Raw genomic sequence first — 23,301 nt, 5'->3', positions numbered from 1 at the left:
GTCGAATGCTGTTTTTTGTGTAAACAATGAAATGTCATAGAATGTCATTGGGACGGGGCGTTATAACTGCTTTATCAATCTTATGTAAAACGCAACAGTTTCCATCAATGCTTTTACCGTAATTCGCTCATCATTGCCATGAATCATGCCTCTCTCCTCAGATGAAAGCGTCATCGCTGAAAATCTCAAGACGTTGTCGCTAATTGCACAAAAATGCCTTGAGTCACTTGCAGCTAACATCAAATAAGGCGACACAATTGTTCCTTGCCATGTTTCTTCTATGGCTCGCTCCACCTTTTTCCAACCTTCCGATGTGGTACTTGCTATTGGTGAAGCGTTATGTCCCCCTATGCAAGTTACTTGAATTTCGGGATCTGATATTATACGGTTAATACGCGCTAAAGCACTTTCTACAGTGTCGGTAACCATTAGGCGTAAATTCAGTCCTACTTTGGCTTTGGGAGGCATGACATTGAACGCCTGGCTGCCTTCCATAACTGTCGGTGCAAGGGTGGTTCTAATGAGTGCATTCATCTCTCCCCCTTGTTTTGTAAAAAGAATTTTTAAAAGAGGTCCAAAACACCACATATTTGCAAATATTAGGCGGTACATAAACGTTGAATGTCTTCCCATTTTTTCGAACATCTCCTTAACCGCCGGGGAAATATTTGCATTAAAGGGATGCTGTTCGAGCTTTACCACTGCTTTAGCCAATCTTCCCACTAATGTATGTGAAGGAGGTGCTGATGAGTGACCGCCTTTACCAGACATTTCTAAAACCACATCCATGTATCCTTTTTCACCTACTCCGATGAGCGCACTTGGCTTTGTCACTCCCGGAAATACATTTTCAACAATTGCACCGCCTTCATCCAAAACGAGTTTTGGGCGAATGCCTCGTGATTTTAACACTTCGACAATAGTTGGTGCAGAATTACCGCTAATCTCTTCATCTCCTGAAAAAGAAAGATAGACATCTGTTTCGGGCACAAATCCCTCTCCTATAAGCTTTTCTACGGCTTCAACCACACCACAAAGCGTTCCTTTTGTATCAAGTGTCCCACGTCCCCAAATAACGCCGTTTTCAAAAAGGCCTTCAAACGCAGGCTTTGTCCATAGTTCCTCATTCACCGGAACAACGTCATAATGTGACATTAACACCACAGGATCACCGGCAATCTTGCCGGGCCATCTATACAGAACACCTGCATCACCATGAAGTTCTCTCGTACAAGCTTCATTAAGTCTAGGATAATTCCTTACAAGCATTTCCTTGAATCGCTCAAACTCCTTAAAATCTATTTTTGAACAATCATTATACGATATGGTTTTGTGCTGTATCATCTCTTGAAATCTTTGAACGATGCCGTTTTGAACAGCTGAATCTTCTATTCCTGTCGGTGTTTGCTTTATCTCTTTTGATTTTTCGGGTTTAAAAAATGCTGCTCTTAAAAATATACATGCTGCAAATAAAATTATAAATCCTAATAAAATATAAATTGTCATCCTTATCCTCCTTATTTATAATTAAGCATTTTACAATCCATACCCAATTGTAAAGGCAACAGTAAGCCAAAATATCGATAAAAGCATCAAAATCCCTTGAAGCGGCAATATGAATTTAATCCACTTACCATAGCCGACTTGAACCAGTCCAAGTGAAATCAGCAGCACCGCATTAGTTGGATAAAGTACATTTGAAAATCCGTCTCCAAACTGAAAAGCTAAAATTCCCAGTTGTCTTCCTATTCCCAATAGGTCCATAATTGGCACAAGAATCGGCATTAATATAAATGCCTTAGCACTGCCTGATCCAATAAAAAAGTTCATGATCATAACAATAATAAATACAATAAGAACAGCTGTTAACGGAGATGTGTGACTGATATTTTGTGAAATTTGATAGAGAATTGTATCCAAAATATGACCTTCAATCATAACGTGTTTGATTCCTGTAGCCAGTAAAATTAAAATTATGGCTGGTGACATATCCTTTGCACCAATGAAAAACTGTTTTGCCACCCTTGTAGGTTTCCAATTTGAAATAAGCCCCACACCAATGCCTGCCACAAGAAAAATAACACCGATTAATGGCAATGTGTAATCTCTTAAGGCTTCCACAAAAGGTGTAGCTCCCACAAGCATAAACATGATGAGCATTAGAACTATAAAAAAGCCATATGCTTTTTTTGAAACATCTTGCTTGCTTGTAAGTTCATTTTCCACACAATCTATTCGATGTTTCTTTGTTCTACTGAACAAAAATGCAACTAAAATAGCATAAACAGAGATAAATACCAATAGTCTCAGCAATGCCCCAGAAAAAATAGGAACATCTGCAAGGCCTTGGGCAACACCTATGGTAAATGGATTTGTAACTGCAGCAGCAAAACCAAGTCCGGTTGCCAGTACACTTACGCCCAGCCCTGTCAATTCATCCCACCCCATTCGTCTTGCAAGGATAATAATGAGTGGTACGAGGGGTACTACTTCTTCAAATACCCCGATGAAAGCACCAAGAGCCATAAAAACAAAGACAAGCATACAAAGAAGTACAAATTCATTGTCTTTAAATTTCTTAACTATGGCTAAAATGATGCCCTCTATCAGTCCCGTTTCTTTAAGAAGATGAATCGAGCCACCAATGATTAACAGAAAAAGAATAATGGCTATCACAAGTGCTCCTGATTCACTGAAGAGCACCAGTATTGGTGCACCTATCCAAGTGTGGATTGGGATTCCCTGTTCTTCTCTTATAGTAAATGTCATCGTCTCAGCATTAAAATCACCATTAGGAATTAAATACGTCAGCAAACCCGTTAAAAACAGCATGACGATTAAAACGATTGCCGCGGTCAAAAATGTATTAACAGCTGGATTTTTTTGTTTCATGATTTTCCCCCTCAATAAGCCAATTTTCTTCTATAAATGCGAAAAGTATTTGTACCGTCTGAGCAACAACTTCTCGAATTTGTGCAGTGTTTTTATTATCAATATTATTATTTTCAAGCTTGTTATTTAGAATATCAAATTCATAATCATCTGACAAAAGTGATGTAACAGCCTTGAGTTTTGCTTCAAACAGACTTCGATCTCCGTGAAGTAAGACTGCACTTGCTACATTCAGAATTCCACTTCTAAATTCATTGAGCAGCATTGGATAAACAGAATTGCCGCAAAATAAAGCAAAATTTTGAAGCCATATGAAGACATCGAGACTTTCTTCAAATTTAACTTGGTTTTGCTTTTGAATACAATTTCTTCGATTATCATAAGGTCCAACAATCAAGAGTTCAATCATTGCCTCAAGATTGTTCTTAATAAAATTGAGCATGGACTGATTTAGTGATTTGTTGATGCCGCCATGATAAAGGTCATAAATACTTTCCAAAAGCCCAAGTTTACCTGTTTCTCTGTAATCGTTTACTCGAATCCCCTGCCTTGGTATGATGGTTACCAGACCTTTTGATTCTAACCGTATGATTGCCTTATGAATGACCGGTCGGCTATATCCAAATTCACTTGCTAGTTCTCTTTCTGGTTTCAGCATAGAAAACTCTGGATACTTACCGTTTAAAATGCCCGTTATAAGAAGCTCTTCAACGATTGCTTCCGCTGATTTCCCTTTCATTAACCCTCCTGATTCTCATGTGTAACACTCTTAATAGAACCGTGGTATTACCACGGTTATGATATTTAATTATATGCAAAAATTTCCAAAATTACAACTTATTTTTGAATACTCTGATGTTTTTAGAGTAATAAAATAACTTAGGATGATGCTGCAATTGATAAATTAGCAAATAAAATTATTATGGAATTGAAGAAAATAAAAGGGTTGGAGGATATAGAAGAGAATATTGCATATAAAAATTACCTTACTCCTATTGATATTGAACGTAATTTTAATGCGTATAGAGGCACAGCCTTTGGACTTAGCACTGCTTTGACTCAAACAAATTATTTCGGACCACACTTTAAGTCTGATAAAGCTAATAACTTATTCTTTGTAGGTAACTCATTACATCCTGGACCTGGTATCTTTAGTATTAAACTCAAGCAAATTAGTGACTGAAGAGATATTGAAAGAATTTCAAAACGAGAACTAAACTATAAATCTACTTTTGCGGTACTTCTGTTTAAGGTAAATTTATAACCGCCCGCTAAAATATGGATAAGAAACCGATATTGAAAAGCTGTTAAAAGAATACAATGTCATCTGATGAGTTAAGCGGCATGATTTAGGTCATGCCGCTTATTATGTTGATATAAAGTACACGGCATCAGTGATTCGGCTTATGTGATAATGTCCAGATCCCTGGCTGATATTACTGTTCCCTTGTACTCAGCCTTAACGTCGTTTATCATTTCTTCTTCTCTTTCAGCTTCTGTCACCATTCTGCCTGTTTCATCAGGAGCAACCATAAACAGCTGATGATAGAAGACAAGCTTGCCGGGGTTAGCCTCTGCCGCCACCTTTGCCAGATCCTTGCTGGTAGTGTGAACTCTCAGGTGATATTTTTTCCACTTTGGGTCCCTCAGCTGAACACCCGTTGAAGAAATGACCTCATGAATCAGGATATCGCAATTTTTTGCATGCTCTATCAAGTTCGTGTTGTAGCAGGTATCTCCCGATACGACAATAACCTTGTCAGGAGTGGTAAACCTGTAGCCGAATGCTTCAAACGGAGGATGGTCCACTAAAAACGCTTCAACTGTCACAAGCTCGTCCTGATACACTATCCCCTCTTCGATTTCTGTTGTTTTAACCTCTATACCTGTACTGTTAGCCTGCTCAAGACCAAACATTCGGGCATTGATATCATCCTCATAGGCAGCCACCACATGGTCCACCATTTTCTTAAGACCTTTGGGACCGAATATTTTTAAGGCATCTTCTCTTTCCAGCACCCATGGTGTGAAAATCAAATCAGCCAGTCCGAGGGTATGGTCTGAATGAGCATGAGTTAAAAAAGCAGTTTTCAGATTTTTAGCTTCGAGAGCTCTGATTCCCTTTTGATTTGCCCTTTCAGCCTGTCTTACAATTCCTGTTCCGAAATCAACCAGGTAGGAATTGTCGTTAACCACAATAGCAACGCTGGGGCCGGAACGTTCAGGCACCGGGTTTGGTGTTCCTGTTCCCAGCATAACAACCTTTGTAATGGATTCTTTATTCATGTTTTCTCCTCGTTATTGGTTAACCGCCGTATCCTGAACCTTATCAAGAGTAAATCCGGTAAATCCATATATAATATTGATGATGATCGTAAAGTACGCAAAGAAAATGTACGGAACAAATTCCATGGCCTGGACCCCTAAGACGCTTTGGGCAAACAAAGCCGGCACGCTCCATGGAACCAGGTTGATGCATATGCAGCCTATGGACTGTGCAACCCTGCCTAAGTTCTTGGGATGCAGGTTGAAATCACTGTATGCCTTCTGAAACATCCTTGCAGGAATCATGATTGCCAGCAGCTGGGCACCTGTTGCAAAGGCGGTAACCAGACTGCTCAATATGGTCACGATCACCAATTGTCCGGCAGAAGATACCTTTTTCATGATTACTTCCAATATGAGTTCCAATGAGCCGATTTCTTCAAGTATGCCTCCCAGCGCCACAGCCAAAGTCAGAAGTATTACGGTTCCACCCATGGAATTGATTCCGCCTCTGGTCAGCAGACTGTCCACCATTTTAATTCCTGTATTGCTTGTAAATCCGTTAGTCATGGTTTTTACAACACTTCCGATGTCAGCACCCTGAACGAATATTGCTGCGAGGCCTCCCATTATAGCAACAGATATCAATGAAGGAATAGCCGGAAACTTTTTGATGGAAAAAACGATAGTTATAACAGGAATCAGCAAAAGCCACGGACTGATTACAAAGGCGCTGTCCAGTCCCTGCAAAATTTCAGCTATGGAGCTGATGTTGATGACTGCCTGCGTCGCCTGCTTCATTCCCAATACATAATAAATTATCAATGACAGCAGCAGTGCAGGCCCTCCGCTTTTAGCCAGGTGTCCTACAAGTTCAAACAATGTGCAGTTTGACATTGCAGATGCTAAATTTGTAGTGTCCGAAAGAGGAGAAATGCTGTCTCCGAAATAAGCTCCGGAAATAATTGCTCCAGCCAATAGAGGCGCCGGAAATCCCATCCCCAGACCTGTTGCCATCAATGCCAGTCCCACAGTGGCAATCGAAGTAAATGAAGTGCCTGTAGCAGTGGCTATGACAGCTGTGACCAGTGCTGTAGCAGGAACGAAAATCTTCGGGCTGATGACTCTAAGGCTGAAATAAATCAGCGAAGGAATTATCCCGCCCTGAATCCATGAACCTATGATGAGTCCGATAATCATAATTATGAACAGCGGAGCAAGGGCTCTGGATACGCCTTTGATCAGCCCCTGCTGCAGTTCATCCCATTTAAACCCCAGGCGGATTCCTATTAATCCGGCTGTAATGATGCCTGATATTATTGGAATAGTCATTCCTGCCTTCCATTTTATTACCGATAACAATCCAAATACAATAACCACCAATAAAGGCAATAACGCTAAAAATAAATTCAATTTCCCTTTCTTGTTCTGATCGCTCATAGTTTGCTCCTGATTTTTTTAGTGAATTTTTAACCCTGCAGAGTTTATAGAATGAAATTGCCGTCGCAATTTAATAAAAAAATCTTTCATTCCTGTAAATACATTACGTTAGTAATATACTTACAGGGACGAAAGATCCGCGGTACCACCCTTATTATGATATATTATAATATCATCACTTTGAGGTCTAACAACCTCTAACCATGTAACGTTGGTAAACGTGTTTGTCTACTCGGATACCTTTGAACAAACCTGCTCCGTAGTGTATATTATATTTCTCCGCTGCCAGCTCCCACCAACACTGACTCTCTGTGAGCATCTGAAATAATTTTCTCTACTTCACTGCAATTGCTATTTATTTTTTATCATGTTACTTTAAAACTGAGGATTTGTCAATGATATTTTGGGAAATATTTGTTTAGCTTCTATTCTATAATTCTTTTGATAACAAAAAAGCAGATGGTTATGATTACCTAAGAATAAAGTAAAATCAAATACCATCTATCTAAAATACTAACCAAATATTAATTATTTTAAACTTCAACAAATTATTATCCACATACAATAATATCTGGCGGCTTGGATTTAAAGTTGTAAACATCCTGTTTTCTTTGCCCACTTCGTTTTACTATACCTGTTTAGTATTTTTAAAGAATATGTATGTGATTCTTGTCTAGTCCTAAGTCGTGCTAACTATTGATGTACGATTCTCAATGTAATATCGTGGAAATTATTTCACTCAAATGTAAGGTATTAATTTATATATACTCCCTAAAATACTCTTCTGTTTTCATGAGTAGCTCTTCTTCAAATTCTGTCGATGAATAACAGTGATCTGCATTATTAACTAAATGTAATGAACTGTCTGGAAATGCATTTATATAATTATATGCGTTCACCAAAAACACATCCTGATCTTTTGTTCCGTGAAGTATTAAAACATGCTCATTGTATTCTTTCGAATATTTTAAAGGATCTATTTTTGATAATTCATTAAAAAAATTTTTACCTATAACGTCTCCCATATAATCAACATCATTTTCCATTAACCCTAATATAAATTTTTCATCACCAAAAATGTGGTGAAAGTTCCAAAATGGATTAGATACCGGTGACCATAAAACCAACCCATCACTTTTTACAATGGAAGCAATTATGGATGCAATACAGCCTCCCATACTATAACCAAGAATATATAATTTTTTGAAATCATACTTTTCCTTACAAAAATTAATAACATTCAATCCATCCTGAATTTCACCATTAATTGTCATATCTCTATAATCACCATCGCTATCCCCTGAACCGACAAAGTCGAATCTTAGTACAGTGTATCCAAGAGTGCACAATTTATCAGATATTTTTTTATACATTCTATGGGGTTCAACTTTTGTACCAGCAAAACCATGAATCAAAACCACCAAATTTTTACCTTTGTCTTCCGGTGAATTGTATTCTAAAATACCTAGCATTTCATTATCTCTGCTGTTTATCCATACTATATCTCTCAAAATAAAATCTCCTGAATTGTATTTTTGTAAGTAAACCTTAATTTTTTTTCATTAAACTGCTTTCAAGACTAAAATATTCATCAGTTTTTTGTTTAACAACATTAATAAGAAGAATAACAGATATGACGTTTACCAAAACCGCAAATCCATTTGCAACATCAGTCAATGCAAAAATGAAATTCGAACCTACATTAGCACCAATAAAACACAATAAAAGATATATTATTCTATAAGGTCTAATTGATTTTGAACCAAATATATAAGTTATACTTGTTTCTCCATACCAACTAGCACCTAGAAGAGTTGAATAAGCAAACAAAGCAATTCCAATTGTTACAATACTCTCTCCTATAAATCCTAAATTGACTCCAAATGCCTTTGAACTTAGTACAACTCCGCTATTGCCTGTCTGCCATACGCCGGTAACTAATATTACTAAAGCGGTAAATGTACAGACTATGAAAGTATCAATAAATACTTCTGAAATACCGAAAAGTCCTTGCTCTACCGGATGATTAACCTTGGCTGCAGAATGAGCCATTGGGGCAGTACCACATCCAGCTTCATTTGATAATAGACCTCTGGCTACACCAAATCGTGCAGCCATCATAATAGTAGATCCTGCAAAACCACCAACGGCAGCTTGCCCAGTAAATGCATCTTTAATGATCAATGCGAATGCAGAGGGTATTTTATCAATATTTAATATCAACACCATTAAGCCACCAATACAGTATAGTAATGCCATAGCCGGAACTAGAATTTCAGTAACTTTAGCCAAACGTTTTATACCGCCAAAGATTACTAATGCTGTTAGTATTGTTAACACCGTTCCTGTTACCATAGGTGATATATTAAATGATGATTCCATTGCATTAGCTACTGAACTTACCTGCATCATATTTAAACTTACAAATGAAACTATAACCATAAATAATGCAAAAATAGCACCTGCCCATGAAGAATTCAAACCATTTTTATATACATACATTGGCCCACCTCTCCAAGTACCATCTTTATCTTTTTCGCGATATGTTACAGATAAAACTATTTCGGCAAATTTTAATCCCATTCCAAAAAACGCTGACACCCACATCCAAAATATTGCACCTGGACCTCCAGCAGCAAGCGCTGTACCAACACCAGCAATATTTCCTACTCCAACTGTTGAAGCCAATGCAGTGAACAATGCTTGGATAGAAGATATATTGCCTTCGCTTTCATCATCAATTGATTCCTTCTTGTCCTTTTTTATAAATGCATTAAATGTTCTTACAAGCGTCAATCCTAGCTTTCGCTGAATTCCTCTTGTGGCAAAAAATACTAAAATACCGGTTCCGAGTAAAGCAATTAAAACCCATTTGCTCCATAATTCATTACTAAGTGCATTTACCAAATTCATTGCTATTTCCATACTTTCCACTCCTTTAGAATTAATTTAGAATTTTCAAACGTTTTCCAGAAGTAATTTTTGATAGATCAATAGTATAATTATATAAGTTAATATCTTTACTATGCCCTCAGATTTTAACATGTTATATATCATTCTTAACATAAGCTATAACTTTTATATAGTCTGTTCTTGTGCAAATTTTATTAATTGACATGCCTTCAAAACATGTTTTGCTAGAACAGCTGTAGTCACGGAACCTACTCCTGCCGGGACAGGTGTGATATAGCTTGATTTGTCCTTGCATCTTTCTGTATCAACGTCTCCGCACAAATTGCCTTCCTCGTCCATATTTATGCCCACATCTATGACGACTGCTCCCTCTTTCACGAAATCTTCCGTTATCATCCTGGCCCTGCCGATGGCTGCGACCAGAATGTCTGCTTCTGAAGCCACCTTTGCAAGCTCTGCCGTTTTTGAATGACATATTGTAACAGTTGCATCTTCTTCCAGCAGCAACAAAGCCATGGGTTTTCCCACTACCAGCGACCTTCCTATAATAACGGCCTTTTTCCCCCTTAGCTGTATGCTGTTGTGTTTCAATATTTCCATTGCAGCTGTGGGAGTGCAGGGCGCAAAACCCGTCTTGTCCCCTTCTGCAATTTTGGCTACATTTGCAGGGTTGAAGCAGTCAATGTCCTTTTCCGGGCTTATGATGTGCTTCACTGTATTTTCATCAATTTGTTCCGGCAGAGGTCTGAACAGCAATATTCCATGAACCGTACTGTCACCATTGACAGCCTTAAGAATGCCGATGAAATCATCCTGGCTGACATCACCGGGCAATACTGTAACTTCGCATCCGATGTCGCAACTTTTCATCCTTTTTATTGCTGCCTTTTCATAGGATAGGTCGTCCACCCTCTCTCCGACTCTGACAATCATAAGTTTTGGTTTTACATTTTGAGTTTTTAAATCTTCAACACCCTTTTTCACTTCAAGTGTTATGACGTCCGCCGTCTGCCTTCCCTTTATAAATTCTCCCATAATGCTCTTCCTACCTTTTTAATCATAATATACCTTGTTGTAAATCAGCGGAATGACAAGACCTCCGCCTATATAGTTCCCCAGCGTTGCAGGTATGAAATTCAGTAATATTTTAGTCACTGTTATGGATGAATCCAGCACTGCTCCCAACGGAAGGTAAAACATGTTTGCCACTACATGCTCATAACCGCTGAATACAAACAGCATTACCGGGAACCAGCACCCCAGCATTTTCCCTGTGGTATCCCTTGATGTGGTGGCGAGCCACACCCCCAAAGCCACAAGTATGTTGCACAATATGCCCTTCATCAATACCTGAACAAATGTCAGTGATGTCTTAACTCTGGAAATTGCTATGACTGTTTCTGCCATCTCCGGTTTGTTGTACACCCCTCCGAAATAAAGCAAAAACATTATGAACAATGATCCCATCAGGTTTCCTGCCAGCACCTGCAGCAATGTCATCAGATAATCCCTTAATGTTATTTCCTTTTGCATGAGTCCGAATGTCATAAGACAGTTTCCTGTGAACAATTCACCGCCTGCCAATACTATGAGCATAAGTCCCACAGGAAATACCGCAGCTCTTATAAAGGCGTTACTATAGGCAACTATAAACCCCTGTGCTCCCAGTGCTATATAAGCTCCGGCAATAAAGCTTAACAGCATTCTTTTTGATGTCGTATAAGATGCTTTCTTTATTGCCACCTGTATAAGCGCATCTGATGTTTCTTTCGGCGATAAGCATACTGAACTCAAATCATTATCCCCTTTACTGATTATTTGGTGTAAAAATTGCTTTTTTGCAGCGGCAGCTGGACACATTTTATTTTTTTGTGCCGGCTGCCATATTCTTGTTCATGAGGCTGTTTAGAACAGACCCTTGATTTTTCCGTCAACATCGACGTCTATAAACTCTGCTGCCGGCACCTTTGGTAGTCCGGGCATTTTCATTATATCTCCTGTAAGTGCCACCAGAAATCCTGCTCCTGCTGATATTGTTATGTCCCTGATTGTTATTTTGAATCCTGTGGGTCTTCCTAAAACTTTGGGGTCATCCGTCAAAGAATACTGGTTTTTAGCCATGCATATGGGCAAGTTGCCATAACCCAGCTTCTCGAAGTTTGCTATTTCCTTGCTCGCCTTGGCTGAAAACTCCACTTCGCCTGCTCCGTAAAGCTTTGTCGCAATAGCTTTTATCTTTTCCTTTATTGGCAGCTCAAGTGCATATACAAATTCCGAACTGCCTTCCTTCTCGGTGAGTCTCAGCACTTCCTCCGCTAGCTCTTTTCCGCCCTTGCTTCCCTTGCCCCACACTTCTGAAAGTGCTACATTGACTCCAAGTTCCCTGCATTTTTCTCTTACTAGTGTAAGTTCATCATCAGTGTCTGTGGGGAACTTGTTGATGGCAACCACTGTAGGAAGCTTGAACACCTGTGTTATGTTTTCAACATGCTTAAGCAGGTTCGGCAGTCCATTTTCCAAAGCTTCAAGGTTTGGTGTCCCTAGGTCTGCCTTGGCAACCCCACCGTTGTATTTCAGCGCCTTTATCGTTGCCACTATAACCACAGCACTTGGCTTTAACCCTGTCTTACGGCACTTGATATCTATGAATTTTTCCGCTCCAAGGTCTGCGCCGAATCCTGCTTCCGTAACGACGTAGTCAGCTATCTTGCTTGCCATTCTCGTTGCAATAACAGAGTTGCACCCGTGCGCTATGTTGGCGAACGGTCCTCCGTGTATGAATGCAGGCGTCCCTTCAAGAGTCTGGACAAGGTTTGGCTTCAAAGCATCCTTCAACAGTGCGGCCATTGCCCCTTCCGCCTTTAATTGTCCGGCTGTTACAGGGTTTCCGTCCCTTGTATATGCAACTATTATTTTTGAAAGGTTTTCCTTTAACTCCATTATATCATTTGACAGGCAGAATATTGCCATAACCTCTGATGCCACTGTGATATCAAAGCCGTCCTCCCTTACAACGCCTTCTGTCTTTCCGCCAAGACCGTCCACTATGTGCCTCAGCTGCCTGTCATTCATGTCCACAACCCTTCTCCACATAATTCTTCTTGTATCGATGTTGAGTTCGTTTCCCTGATGGATATGGTTGTCGAGCATAGCAGCCAACAGGTTGTTTGCCGCTCCTATGGCGTGGAAGTCACCTGTAAAGTGAAGATTGATGTCCTCCATGGGAACTACCTGAGAATATCCTCCTCCTGCAGCTCCTCCCTTCACTCCGAATACCGGTCCCAGGGACGGTTCGCGCAGTGCTATTATTGTCTTCCTGCCCAGACTCGAAAGAGAATCCCCTAGACCGATTGTGGTGGTGGTTTTCCCTTCTCCGGCAGGAGTGGGGTTTATTGCCGAAACCAGTATGAGCTTTGCATTTTCATAGTCCTTCAGTTCGTTCTGCAAATATCTGTAATCGATTTTTGCCTTGTACTTTCCATAGTTTTCCACATAACTGTCCGGAATTTCCATTTTTTCCGCTATGCTGTTGATAACCTGCATTTCTGCCCGCTGCGCTATTTCTATGTCTGATAAATAGTGTGCCATCAAAATTCCTCCGATTGTATTGAAATAAATGTTCCATCACTTAATACTGCGCTAATATAATTATTCAATCATTGAAGCTTCCAGATGGATATAGTGGAAATTTTGATATTAATTCTTCTGCCTTTCTTTTGCAGATCTTCAAATTTTCTTCATCTTCCGGTGATGTTGCCACTTGATTCATAATATCTGCAATTATTTTAACTTCGCCTTCCTTTAATCCTCGTTGTGTTATTGATGTAACTCCTATTCTAACACCACTTGTGACAAAAGGTGATGCAGGGTCAAATGGTATCTGATTCTTATTCACAGTTATTCCAACTTTATCAAGAGCGCTCTGAAATAGTTTTCCGCTAATACCCTTAGATCTTAAATCAACCATTACAATGTGATTTTCCGTTGTTCCGCTTACTATACGAAAACCGTGGCTGGTCAACTCTTCAGCCAATTTCTTGCTGTTTATAAGCACTTGTTTCATTATATTTTTAAACTCATCTGTAGCTGCATATTTAAATATCCATGCCTTTGCAGCCATAGTAGTTAGATGCATGGATCCAATTGACCCCGGAAAAACTCCTTTGTCCAGTGCTTTTGAATGTTCTTTTTTGCATAGAATGAATCCACTTCTAGGTCCGCAAAGTGTTTTAGTAGTCGACGAAGAAACAAAATCAGCATATGGTACCGGACTTGGAATAACCTTTGCAGCAACTAATCCGCTAACATGCGCCATATCAACCATAAAATACGCTCCTACAGATTTTGCAGTCTTTCCTATCCTTTCGTAATCTATTAATCTTGGGTAGGAACTTCCACCGGCTATAATAAGTTTTGGCTGAATTTCTTTAGCTTTATAATCCAATGCTTCATAGTCAATCATTTCTGTTTCTTCATTTACTCCATAAAAATCATAATCGTACACCCTAGAAAGAAAATTTGCTGAACTCCCATGAGTTAAATGTCCCCCTTGATCAAGTCTCATACTCAATACTTTATCTCCGGTTGTTAAGATTGCTGCATATACTCCATAATTTGCTGTAGAACCCGAATAAACTTGAATATTTGCATGTTCAGCACCATATAATTCTTTTGCCCTTTCCACACCTAATTTTTCTAACCTGTCTGCTTCATGTGAACCTGCTTGGAAACGGGATCCTGGATAACCTTCCAGTGTTTTATTAGTAAATATGGATCCAGATAACTCCATAACCTCTAATGGAGCAGTACTTTCTGATGCAATCATCTCAATGTTATGCTCCTGACGACTCAGTTCATCAACCACTATTTCGTATATTTCTGGGTCGGTAATATAAGTATTCCTTAACATAATAGATTCCTCTCTTTTTTATTAAGTTTTAGCAGTTGATAATGAATTTCTTTGGATTAAAATCATGATTAAACTTCATATTTATGATTTTTATCAACAGCTTATGGTGTTCTTGTTATCATAATTAAATTATATTATTGTCGCTATTTTTGTATATCTTCTATTTCAACAAGTTATTTATCAATCTTGTCATTGATTATTCAAGGACTACCATTACGAAACTGTTTCTGCTTTTAATTAATCTTACTGATAGACTTATAGTTATTTTCGTGTTTATAAAAAAACAAGGCTATTAACCATTATGACTAATGTCAATTTAGCTTCCTAGCCTTGTTTTATCTTAATCTTAACATCCTTATATTCATAAGTTATGATTATTCTATATTTAATGCCCAAGATGAAACTTATAAATTGTTTAATTATATTATGCCTTGACTTTTTAAAATAATTTCCGCAATGATGGCTGAGCTTACAAAAGTACCAAACATAACACATGCTGCAACCAGTATCCCTTTCCATCCGATTTTCTTAAATTCCGCCCAATTTTTGCCCATAGAAATACCAGAATATGCAAGTACAGGAGTAGCTAAACATAGCATGGAAATTTTCCCGGTATACTCGATTACCTTTGCTGAAACCGGGCTAACTGGCATTGCTACTAGTAATCCTATGAGGCTTATATAAACAACCGAAGGTATATTTAGCGGCAAAATTTCTGTTAAACAATAACCTATTAATGCTACTGTTAATAATATTGCCATACCGGGTAAACTTTCAAAAATATTGACTTTATAACCGATATAATTTCCAACTATGGAAATGAAAGCAACAATCAATAAAATTAATAAGTATTCTAAAAATTTAGTTGTTGTTAATTTCTTTTCATTCATTTACAGCACCCCTTTCATTATACAATATCAACATTTGCAGCTTGTTTTCCTTTTCCAAATAGTGGTTCCAGTTTTTTATACAAGAACTCTGTTAGTGGAAGTCCGATGAAAATAGACATATAAATGCCGTCTGCTGTTGATAATAAATTGCTCATGCCTGCAAAAGCTGTAATCTCTGTTGCCATTTCAGGAAACATTTCTACCAATGGAGCTGATGATGCTGCCATCATGCTTCCACTTCCAACGCCAGTAGCCATTGCCAAGGCATATGGATGTAAAGATGTATAAGATGCTAGAAAACTCGACATAAGTCCCATAAAAATAGTTCCTATCAAGGTACCTACAATATAGATTATCATTACACCTCTGCCTTCGGATGAATTAAAACTGTATTTTGATGCGATCAAGCCAACATTTGGCTCTCTTGCGATAGAATGACACATTCCAATGCTCTCTCTTTTGAATCCGAGAAATAAAGCTATAGGCAATGAAGCGAAAATAGTACCAAGATTTCCAAATTCCTGTAATATAAGTGCCGGACCAGCCTCTATTACCGATTTAATAGCAGCACCGCTTTGAACACCAATCTTTGCTAAAAATATACCAATCCCCACAACTATAAATTTCTCTGCCGATGGTGCCTGCTTTTCTCCAATAAATTTAATAGGTTTAGATAAATACATAATGAGACCTAATGCCATTGAATATAGCAATGGTAAAAACATTATTGACCCAGGCCCTAATGGTATTTTTATAATACCGATTTTTTCCGAAATTGCTGATATAATAAAAATAGCAGCATGCAGTTTCCAATCTCTTATAATTGATAGTTCCTTGTTCATTTGATTGTTCCTCCTTTTTCGCCAACATATTTTATACCTTTTATTACCATATTGCTCATTACCGTTGATGCATAAATTATTGCTCGATCATCACCATCAAATTTGGGATTATGCCAAACATAGCTCATATCCTTTTCCTTGTTGCCTACTCCAAGCCAGAAAAAGAACCCTGGAACTTTTTCAGTAAATATTGAAAAATCTTCACCACCCATAGATGGTGTTGGCTCAACAATGCCTTCCAAACCAACAATTTCTTCAGCAGCCTCATACGCTATTTTTGTAAGCTCTTCGTCATTAAATACAGCTGGCAAATCAAATATGTATTCCAATTCAACATCAACCATATACGCTTCTGCCGTATACTTCAAAACTTCATTAATTCTTTTTGGCAGCAATTCTCTGACATCAGGATGAAAGCTTCTTACAGTACCTGTAATTTCAACCAGTTCAGGGATAACGTTATTCGCAGTTCCAGAATGAAATGTACCAACTGAAATAACTGCTGAATCAAGAGGACTAACGTTACGACTTACAATTGTCTGTAAGTTCATTAGCATTGCAGATGCTGCTATTATTGGATCTCTTGTGGCATTTGGTATTGCGCCATGACCTCCTTTCCCTTTAACTTTTATTCTAATTGTATCAACAGCTGCCATTAACCCTCCTTTTTTTATAGCAATTTTCCCCCATGGTATTTCAGGATTATTATGAAGTCCAAATATCAAATCAGCATTGACACATTCAAATAATCCTTTCTCAACCATTAGTTTTGCTCCTTTATTTATCTCTTCAGCTGGTTGAAAAACAAATAATACATTACCATCAAGTTCATTTTTAATATTTGATAATATAATAGCAGCCCCTATCACTGATGTTGTGTGAATATCATGGCCGCATGCATGCATTACCCCGTCAACTTTTGATTTATATGGAACATCATTTAGCTCCTGAATAGGGAGAGCATCAATATCTCCTCGTAATGCAATTGTAGGTCCATCCTTAGCTCCTCTTAATAAGCCTACAACTCCAGTTTCCATTCCTATATCAATTATTTCTATTCCTAAAGTTTGCAATTTTTCTTTGATTTTATTACTTGTATTAAATTCCTTGAAACTCAATTCTGGATTTTCATGTAAGTCTCTTCTAAATTCAATTAATTCAGCATTATGTAGTTCCATTAATTCTTCTAAATTTAGCATTAAACCCTCCCTATTAAATTAGCTAATACTTATAGTACAAATCTATAACTTCAGAAAACGTTTGTTTCTAGTTTGTTAATTTGATTATAATTATATATTCTTTTAAATTATTGTATTTATTCATTCTTTACTTTTTATTTATCATTTTTGACATAATCAGTTTGGCATATAAATTTAATACATGAATACTATAAATGATATTGAAATTAAATTATTTTGAAACATATAATAAACATCTATAATTACAACATTATAGATGTTCATATTTTTTATTATTTATTTTTTAATTGCCCTTGTATGTACATGGCAGGAGTGTTTCCTTTGAATATTTTAAAATATTTATAAAAATTATTAAGATTTTCATAGCCCGTTATTTCGGCAATTTCTTTTATGCTATATTTTCCTTCATCAAGTAACTCTACTGCATTTTTTATTCTTACCTCATGTATATAGGAAATTGTATTTGTATTTAAATATTGTTTGAACAGTCTCGAAATATGACTTGGTGAGATAAAAAATATTTTTGACAAAATTGTTAAATCAATTTTTTCCTGGTAATTTTTATTAATAAACTCTAATATTCCATTTAATGTATCATTACTTGTAAATCTCCATCCTATAACTCTTGTTATTGATTGAATAAGTTGTTTATGTTCAATTGGTTTTAATAATATATCCTTTGCCCCTAGTCGCAATGCTTGCTGAGCATAATCAAATGAATCATAAGCCGTTATAATTATATAGTCTTTGTCAGGAATACTTTCCATTACTTTGAATCCATTCATAATTGGCATGAGTATATCTAAAAACACTAATCTAACGTCATTTCTCTTCATAAGATCTAGCGCTTTTGCTCCATTTTCAGCACTCCCTACTATTGTTATAGGCAAATTATCTTTTTTAATAAAATATTGAATTATATTAGAAACTGCTGGTTCATCATCTACAATTATCGCATTAATCATAATTTGTCCTCCTAATAAACTATTGGAATTTCAACAATTACATTTGTTTCTTCATTAAAGTTTGAGGATATATCCATGTTAAATTCAGATTTGTAAGCTGATTCAAGCTTCTCGTAGACTAAGGACAGTCCATGACCAGTATTTCTTGATAGGCCCTTATTTACCCTATTCCGCGTTATATCATTCAATGGGACGCCATTATTTACAATGGTAATTACCGCCTTATTCTTTACATCCTGAACTGATATCCTTATTACTTTTTTAACATCGCTTGGTACAAATCCGTGCGTAAATGCATTTTCCACTATCGGTTGTATAAAATTGAAAGGCACCTTAATAGCTTTCATGTTATCAGCAATATCATAATGAATTTCTAGCTCTCTCCCATATCTTAAGCGTTGAAGGTTTAAATAAGTTTCTAGATATTCTATTTCAGAATCTAAAGTTACAAATTTCAGATCAACCGTCATTGTATATCTGAACATCTTTGATAAATTAATTATTGAGTTATATAAATCATATCTATCACCGCTCAATGACATACTTGCTATGGAGTTTAATGTATTAAAAAGGAAATGATGATTAATTCTAAGATTTGTAACTTTGTCATTTATTATGTAAAGGTTATTCTTAAGTGTCTCATTTCTACTCATCTCTTCCTTAATCACCATGTCCTTTTTCTCTATCAATTGACGAGATTCGTGAAATGAACAATAGCTTGTAATACTCCTGACAATTTGTTTTAACAAGCTTTTTATTCCAATAATTGTACTTTCAGGTGAATCATACAACTCATCATGATTTTCTGTGGTTAAATCGGATATTAAAATATGACCACCTCTAATTGTTCCTAATTTTATGTTATTGTATATAATCGGATAGTTAAATACAGAAAGCCCATACTCACAAATAAAACGCGTTCCTTCTTCTTTGTTTAATTCATTAAAATTCCTTTGCATCATGCAACTGCATTTAACATGATTGTTTACAGGATTGCATTTCGAAATGCAATAATTAGAAAAATTATTGTTTTGTATTACAATTGACCACATATCATCATATATAGTGAATGGAAGGCTTATTGATTCAAGCAGTTGAGTTCTAATAGCTTCTACAGCAGCATACAGTATGTTGTTCATGTTTATTGCTGATGTATCCTTAGTATTGTAACTCATATTTTCATCTATTTTGATATTTGAGTTATAAGTCACTGGCCTTGAGATTAATAGTTCCTTGAGTGGTCCTGTTCCAGTGTTGATCGTCTCATGTACTATGTCTGGGTCTAGATAAAAAAACATATTTTTCTGTACATTTTTCTTCTCTTCGTTAATAATATATATACCTTCACCCTCAAGTATATATAAAAACTGCTCTACACCGTAGTGCACGTGCTTTGACATACATTTACCAGGCAAAAGAGTAGTAATACCAACATTAAATGATTGATTATCTTCATTATTAGTATGAATCCAATTAATATTTCCCCATTCTGTTTTTTGAATCATAAATACAACTCCATAATTTTATGTGTAAATCGTTTGCAATTATTGGTTAATTCTGGTTAATTCTTTGTATTATAACACTGTTATTGTTATATGTAAATCAAAAAATTTTTCCGCTAAAATCTTTAAATTCTCGGTTCTGGAATCATCATTACCATAAAATCATAAATTTCTAGATACTCCCCCTGCATTCTAACCTATTTAACCATCATTAGATTTATTGTAACAAAAATTCAAGTTCCATGAGCTGACGAATTTCAAGACCAAGGCTTTACATCTGAATTATTGACAACACATTTTTGATTATACCAAATAGTTGTAATCCCAGCATATTTGACACCTGAACCTAAAAAAATTATTGAAAATTATCATCTAGTCTGTTATATTAATAAAATATGTACTCTCATATATTTTCGGAAATATGGTTCGAAAGTTTCTACGGGGTAACCTTAAATTATCCTACTATGAGAAGAATAACAGATAATAGGGTCATAAAGGCCTTGATTTATTGTGCCTAATCTGGAATTCTCCTCAAAGAGAATTCCAGATTTTTTGTTCTTTTCATTTCATAAATCAGAGTGCAACTAAGGAGGAATTATGGAATTATTAAAGGATTTACTTGCTGCATTAAGTGTTGTTCTTAATGGATTGCCGCAAGGATTATTAGCACTATCATTTGGTTTTGCATCAGTACCGACAGCTTTTGCTTTTTTGGTTGGTGCTGTTGGCTGCCTGGCTCTTGGAGTTGTGGCACCAATTTCATTTCAAGCTGAGACAATTACATTGGCTGGGACAATGGGAAATAACATGAGAGAAAGATTGTCAATGATTGTTTTCGGAGCTATCGGAATGACATTTATCGGATTGTTTGGTTTGCTGGAAAAGATTGTTTCATTCATCGGTCCTGCAATTACAAACGGTATGATGGCAGGCGTAGGAATAATGCTTGCAAGAGTAGCGTTAAATATGGCAAAGAAAAATAAAATTGTTGGATACTCTTCAATTGCAATCAGTTTTATTGTTTACATGATTACAAAGGACCTGGTTTACACTGTAACAGTATCTGTAGTTGGTACAAGCATTCTTGCAGTAATTCTAAAACAAAAATCAGATTTGATAATTACTGAAAGAGAAAAAATTTCATTTCAAAAGCCTGTAGTAAACTTAACTGTAATACAAGGGGCTTTAGCAATGATTTGTCTTAATATCGGAGCAAATATTGCCTTTGGAGAAATTACAGGTTCAATTGCAAACACTGCTGTTAATATAGATCATTTGTCAATTGTAAGCAGTCTTGCTGACCTTGTTTCAGCATCATTTGGAGGAGGACCAGTTGAATCCATAATTTCTGCTACGGGCGGAGCGCCTGATCCACTGCGCTCTTCTGTTATAATGATGAGCATTATGGCAATAATATTGTTCGCGGGACTTCTTCCTAAAATCGGTAAATATGTGCCAAGCGAATCAATAGCAGGTTTTCTGTTCGTGCTTGGAGCTATAGTTACCGTACCAGTTAATGCATTGGCATCACTAAGTGTAACTGGCATACCCGGGGGAGCTATGGTTGGAGGTATTACTATGACCGTAACAGCTATAAGCGATCCATTTTACGGAATGTTGGCCGGAGTTATTTTTAGAACTGTAGCAAGTTTAGTTGGAATGTAACGGAGGTTTATTATGAATACATATGATATTGAAGTGGCTGGAGTTAAAAGAGAGCTTCCGGTAATTAAAATAAAAGAGGATTTAAGCATTGCCAGTTTTGTAATATTGGGTGATACTGAGTTGGTGTGTGCTGCTGCTGAAGAAATTGTAAAAAAACTGCCTCAAGTAGATGTTTTGGTTACAGCTGAAGCAAAGGGAATTCCTTTAACATTTGAAATATCAAGATTATTAAAAATGAAAAAATATATAGTAGCCAGAAAAAGCGTCAAACCATACATGGATTCACCTATTATTGATGAGGTTGTATCCATTACAACACAAAAGAAACAACTTTTAGTGCTGGATGAACAGGATGCTTTGTTCATTAAAGGAAAAAGAGTTGCTGTAATTGATGATGTTATTAGTACAGGTGAATCAATAAAAGCAATTGAAAGACTTGTTGAATCAGCAGGCGGTATCATAGCTGCAAAGGCAGCCATACTTGCAGAAGGTGACGCAGCCAAAAGAAATGATATTATTTTCTTGGAAATGCTGCCGTTATTTGAAGATTAATAAGATTAAAATTTAAGGTAATAAAAGCAGCATTGTGGGTAATGCTGCTTTTTTGAATTACAATAAATACTTAATAATGTACGAAGTTTAAGTTAGTAATATTATTCAGTAACTTTTGATCCTTGCTCAGTTAGGGTTTCCCAGAAACTATCATCAACTGTTTCAATTTCACCTGTAGCTAATGCATTCATTACCGCTTGCATAGTAACAACCGATTGTTGAATCAAATATCCATTGCTTTTTTGACCTAAAACAGCATCCATCCATTCGTTATCTATCATACCTCTCATTTCAAATAATAATGTAGGGATATCATAGTCATGAGCTACGCAATTTCTAGCTATTGTATTTGCACTTCCACCAATATATTTACCTAATTTACCGAATCCCTTTGATTCTACAGCATTATATACTATTGCACCTAATTTCCTTGATGCCTGTACAACTTCCGGCTTAACTCCTTCATTAGTAGGATATAAAATAGAACCAGAAACGTATTCATCATCTACAGCACTTGTAGTTCCTTGATGATGGAAATCTATCATATAGTCTATTTTATATTTACTTAATACTTCACTATGCAGTGCTCTTGTTTCAGGTTGAGTCCTAGCAGTGTGGTCTCTGTTTAGGTCTATTCTGTTTGCATTGTATCTAGTTGCTAATCCACCACCGTAATAGTTTTCTAACGGAAAGTTAACATCGGCTTCCCCACCATCAGCATTATACTTAGGTATAAACAAGACATTAATTTTACTAGCTAAATCTTTAGAATTTTTACTATTTACACTTAAATTTCTAATGACATTTAGAGCTGCTTCAGTTGATAATACTTCATTTCCATGTTGTTGTGTTAAAAATAATACTGTTGGTTTATTTGGGTTCATGTCACCAAATTTAACTAAATATAGGTCTCTGCCCTTGACTGTTTGTCCGAAAACTTGAAGATTTATTAAGTCTGATTTTTCGTCATAGTCTTTAAGCAATTCTACCATTTCCTCATAAGTAGTAATTCTAGAGTTGTTTATTGTTTCGTTTCCTTTGTATAAAGGACCTTCTCCTACTGCAAAAGCTAGCTGACTAAAAATCATAGTCGTTACTAACGCTACAATTAATACGATGGATAAAGGTTTTTTTGATAGTTTCATAAACTGCCTCCCTATAGATTTATTTGTTTGCCTAAATAATATGCATTGGTGCAATAGTATTCAATAGGAACTTTTATCGAAATTATAGATGTTATGAGAAAATATGGTGACGAAATGTCTAT

General features: G+C 36.6%; 20 protein-coding genes, 1 riboswitch and 1 other annotated feature. Of the genes, 3 read left to right on the top strand and 17 right to left on the bottom strand.

Features of this window, described 5'->3' with window-relative positions; genetic code table 11:
- Positions 1-60: 60 nt before the first annotated feature.
- The 3 genes from AAGU76_RS12520 to AAGU76_RS12510 are packed head-to-tail and all read right to left on the bottom strand — an operon-like array spanning position 61 to position 3,631.
- Positions 61-1,506 (bottom strand): M20 family peptidase, encoded by a 1,446-nt coding sequence (locus AAGU76_RS12520; protein ID WP_342485846.1) that lies wholly within the window; start codon positions 1,504-1,506, stop codon positions 61-63.
- Between the two features lie 30 nt (positions 1,507-1,536).
- Entirely contained in the window at positions 1,537-2,892 is a 1,356-nt protein-coding gene (locus AAGU76_RS12515) for a Na+/H+ antiporter NhaC family protein (protein ID WP_342485845.1), read from the bottom strand.
- Positions 2,867-3,631, bottom strand: a complete 765-nt coding sequence (locus AAGU76_RS12510; protein ID WP_342485844.1) for a GntR family transcriptional regulator — start codon at positions 3,629-3,631, stop codon at positions 2,867-2,869. The genes AAGU76_RS12515 and AAGU76_RS12510 overlap by 26 nt, the downstream gene beginning before the upstream one ends.
- 183 nt (positions 3,632-3,814) lie before the next feature.
- Between AAGU76_RS12510 and AAGU76_RS12505 the strand changes: the two genes are divergently transcribed.
- On the top strand, positions 3,815-4,075 hold the full coding sequence (locus tag AAGU76_RS12505) for a hypothetical protein (RefSeq protein WP_342485843.1): 261 nt from the start codon (positions 3,815-3,817) through the stop codon (positions 4,073-4,075).
- A 221-nt stretch (positions 4,076-4,296) separates the two neighbouring features.
- On the opposite strand, the gene AAGU76_RS12500 is transcribed toward AAGU76_RS12505, so the two are convergent.
- The 13 genes from AAGU76_RS12500 to AAGU76_RS12440 all read right to left on the bottom strand — a co-directional run bounded on the left by AAGU76_RS12500 (position 4,297) and on the right by AAGU76_RS12440 (position 19,820).
- The gene (locus AAGU76_RS12500; protein ID WP_342485842.1) at positions 4,297-5,178 is read right to left on the bottom strand and encodes an MBL fold metallo-hydrolase; all 882 of its coding nucleotides are present in this window, start codon (positions 5,176-5,178) and stop codon (positions 4,297-4,299) included.
- A gap of 12 nt (positions 5,179-5,190) precedes the next feature.
- Complete coding sequence (gene nhaC, locus AAGU76_RS12495; protein WP_342485841.1) at positions 5,191-6,597, bottom strand: Na+/H+ antiporter NhaC; 1,407 nt, start codon at positions 6,595-6,597, stop codon at positions 5,191-5,193.
- 121 nt (positions 6,598-6,718) lie between these two features.
- Positions 6,719-6,949 (bottom strand) — a binding site (T-box leader).
- A 406-nt stretch (positions 6,950-7,355) separates the two neighbouring features.
- On the bottom strand, positions 7,356-8,108 hold the full coding sequence (locus tag AAGU76_RS12490) for an alpha/beta fold hydrolase (RefSeq protein WP_342485840.1): 753 nt from the start codon (positions 8,106-8,108) through the stop codon (positions 7,356-7,358).
- A gap of 37 nt (positions 8,109-8,145) precedes the next feature.
- Positions 8,146-9,522, bottom strand: a complete 1,377-nt coding sequence (locus tag AAGU76_RS12485) for a sodium:alanine symporter family protein (RefSeq protein WP_342485839.1) — start codon at positions 9,520-9,522, stop codon at positions 8,146-8,148.
- A gap of 153 nt (positions 9,523-9,675) precedes the next feature.
- The gene (locus AAGU76_RS12480; RefSeq protein WP_342485838.1) at positions 9,676-10,545 is read right to left on the bottom strand and encodes a bifunctional 5,10-methylenetetrahydrofolate dehydrogenase/5,10-methenyltetrahydrofolate cyclohydrolase; all 870 of its coding nucleotides are present in this window, start codon (positions 10,543-10,545) and stop codon (positions 9,676-9,678) included.
- An 18-nt stretch (positions 10,546-10,563) separates the two neighbouring features.
- A complete protein-coding gene (locus tag AAGU76_RS12475; RefSeq protein ID WP_342485837.1) occupies positions 10,564-11,304 on the bottom strand; it encodes a formate/nitrite transporter family protein in 741 nt (246 codons plus the stop codon).
- A 111-nt stretch (positions 11,305-11,415) separates the two neighbouring features.
- A complete protein-coding gene (locus AAGU76_RS12470; RefSeq protein WP_342485836.1) occupies positions 11,416-13,098 on the bottom strand; it encodes a formate--tetrahydrofolate ligase in 1,683 nt (560 codons plus the stop codon).
- Positions 13,099-13,162: 64 nt separating this feature from the next.
- Positions 13,163-14,419 (bottom strand): serine hydroxymethyltransferase, encoded by a 1,257-nt coding sequence (gene glyA, locus AAGU76_RS12465; protein ID WP_342485835.1) that lies wholly within the window; start codon positions 14,417-14,419, stop codon positions 13,163-13,165.
- 419 nt (positions 14,420-14,838) lie between these two features.
- A complete protein-coding gene (locus tag AAGU76_RS12460; protein WP_342485834.1) occupies positions 14,839-15,309 on the bottom strand; it encodes a hypothetical protein in 471 nt (156 codons plus the stop codon).
- A 17-nt stretch (positions 15,310-15,326) separates the two neighbouring features.
- Positions 15,327-16,151 carry a DUF3100 domain-containing protein gene (locus tag AAGU76_RS12455; RefSeq protein ID WP_342485833.1) on the bottom strand — a complete coding sequence of 275 codons (825 nt, stop codon included), beginning with the start codon at positions 16,149-16,151 and terminating at the stop codon, positions 15,327-15,329.
- Positions 16,148-17,350: a M20 family metallopeptidase gene (locus AAGU76_RS12450; protein WP_342485832.1), complete on the bottom strand. Its 1,203-nt coding sequence runs from the start codon at positions 17,348-17,350 to the stop codon at positions 16,148-16,150. Before AAGU76_RS12450 ends, AAGU76_RS12455 begins: the two co-directional genes overlap by 4 nt.
- A gap of 272 nt (positions 17,351-17,622) precedes the next feature.
- Positions 17,623-18,315, bottom strand: coding sequence for a response regulator (locus tag AAGU76_RS12445; RefSeq protein ID WP_342485831.1), 693 nt, complete (start codon positions 18,313-18,315; stop codon positions 17,623-17,625).
- A gap of 11 nt (positions 18,316-18,326) precedes the next feature.
- On the bottom strand, positions 18,327-19,820 hold the full coding sequence (locus tag AAGU76_RS12440) for a histidine kinase (protein ID WP_342485830.1): 1,494 nt from the start codon (positions 19,818-19,820) through the stop codon (positions 18,327-18,329).
- Positions 19,821-20,200: 380 nt separating this feature from the next.
- A riboswitch (purine riboswitch) is annotated at positions 20,201-20,302 on the top strand.
- A 112-nt stretch (positions 20,303-20,414) separates the two neighbouring features.
- Between AAGU76_RS12440 and AAGU76_RS12435 the strand changes: the two genes are divergently transcribed.
- Positions 20,415-21,482: an NCS2 family permease gene (locus AAGU76_RS12435; protein WP_342485829.1), complete on the top strand. Its 1,068-nt coding sequence runs from the start codon at positions 20,415-20,417 to the stop codon at positions 21,480-21,482.
- A gap of 12 nt (positions 21,483-21,494) precedes the next feature.
- A complete protein-coding gene (locus AAGU76_RS12430; protein ID WP_342485828.1) occupies positions 21,495-22,034 on the top strand; it encodes a phosphoribosyltransferase family protein in 540 nt (179 codons plus the stop codon).
- Positions 22,035-22,135: 101 nt separating this feature from the next.
- Here AAGU76_RS12430 and AAGU76_RS12425 read toward each other — a convergent pair whose 3' ends face one another.
- Positions 22,136-23,179, bottom strand: coding sequence for a M14 family zinc carboxypeptidase (locus tag AAGU76_RS12425; protein ID WP_342485827.1), 1,044 nt, complete (start codon positions 23,177-23,179; stop codon positions 22,136-22,138).
- Positions 23,180-23,301: the final 122 nt, after the last annotated feature.

The sequence above is a fragment of the Sedimentibacter sp. genome, assembly GCF_038562225.1.
GTDB lineage: Bacteria > Bacillota > Clostridia > Tissierellales > Sedimentibacteraceae > Sedimentibacter.
This window is presented reverse-complemented; position numbering and strand designations above follow the sequence as displayed.

What these genes read in the sequence shown, in the direction of transcription:
- AAGU76_RS12520 (WP_342485846.1), bottom strand. Translation starts at nt 1,506, where the DNA reads ATGACAATTTATATTTTATTAGGATTTATAATTTTATTTGCAGCATGT.
- AAGU76_RS12515 (WP_342485845.1), bottom strand. Translation starts at nt 2,892, where the DNA reads ATGAAACAAAAAAATCCAGCTGTTAATACATTTTTGACCGCGGCAATC.
- AAGU76_RS12510 (WP_342485844.1), bottom strand. Translation starts at nt 3,631, where the DNA reads ATGAAAGGGAAATCAGCGGAAGCAATCGTTGAAGAGCTTCTTATAACG.
- AAGU76_RS12505 (WP_342485843.1), top strand. Translation starts at nt 3,815, where the DNA reads ATGGAATTGAAGAAAATAAAAGGGTTGGAGGATATAGAAGAGAATATT.
- AAGU76_RS12500 (WP_342485842.1), bottom strand. Translation starts at nt 5,178, where the DNA reads ATGAATAAAGAATCCATTACAAAGGTTGTTATGCTGGGAACAGGAACA.
- nhaC (WP_342485841.1), bottom strand. Translation starts at nt 6,597, where the DNA reads ATGAGCGATCAGAACAAGAAAGGGAAATTGAATTTATTTTTAGCGTTA.
- AAGU76_RS12485 (WP_342485839.1), bottom strand. Translation starts at nt 9,522, where the DNA reads ATGGAAATAGCAATGAATTTGGTAAATGCACTTAGTAATGAATTATGG.
- AAGU76_RS12480 (WP_342485838.1), bottom strand. Translation starts at nt 10,545, where the DNA reads ATGGGAGAATTTATAAAGGGAAGGCAGACGGCGGACGTCATAACACTT.
- AAGU76_RS12470 (WP_342485836.1), bottom strand. Translation starts at nt 13,098, where the DNA reads ATGGCACACTATTTATCAGACATAGAAATAGCGCAGCGGGCAGAAATG.
- glyA (WP_342485835.1), bottom strand. Translation starts at nt 14,419, where the DNA reads ATGTTAAGGAATACTTATATTACCGACCCAGAAATATACGAAATAGTG.
- AAGU76_RS12460 (WP_342485834.1), bottom strand. Translation starts at nt 15,309, where the DNA reads ATGAATGAAAAGAAATTAACAACAACTAAATTTTTAGAATACTTATTA.
- AAGU76_RS12455 (WP_342485833.1), bottom strand. Translation starts at nt 16,151, where the DNA reads ATGAACAAGGAACTATCAATTATAAGAGATTGGAAACTGCATGCTGCT.
- AAGU76_RS12450 (WP_342485832.1), bottom strand. Translation starts at nt 17,350, where the DNA reads ATGCTAAATTTAGAAGAATTAATGGAACTACATAATGCTGAATTAATT.
- AAGU76_RS12445 (WP_342485831.1), bottom strand. Translation starts at nt 18,315, where the DNA reads ATGATTAATGCGATAATTGTAGATGATGAACCAGCAGTTTCTAATATA.
- AAGU76_RS12440 (WP_342485830.1), bottom strand. Translation starts at nt 19,820, where the DNA reads ATGATTCAAAAAACAGAATGGGGAAATATTAATTGGATTCATACTAAT.
- AAGU76_RS12435 (WP_342485829.1), top strand. Translation starts at nt 20,415, where the DNA reads ATGGAATTATTAAAGGATTTACTTGCTGCATTAAGTGTTGTTCTTAAT.
- AAGU76_RS12430 (WP_342485828.1), top strand. Translation starts at nt 21,495, where the DNA reads ATGAATACATATGATATTGAAGTGGCTGGAGTTAAAAGAGAGCTTCCG.
- AAGU76_RS12425 (WP_342485827.1), bottom strand. Translation starts at nt 23,179, where the DNA reads ATGAAACTATCAAAAAAACCTTTATCCATCGTATTAATTGTAGCGTTA.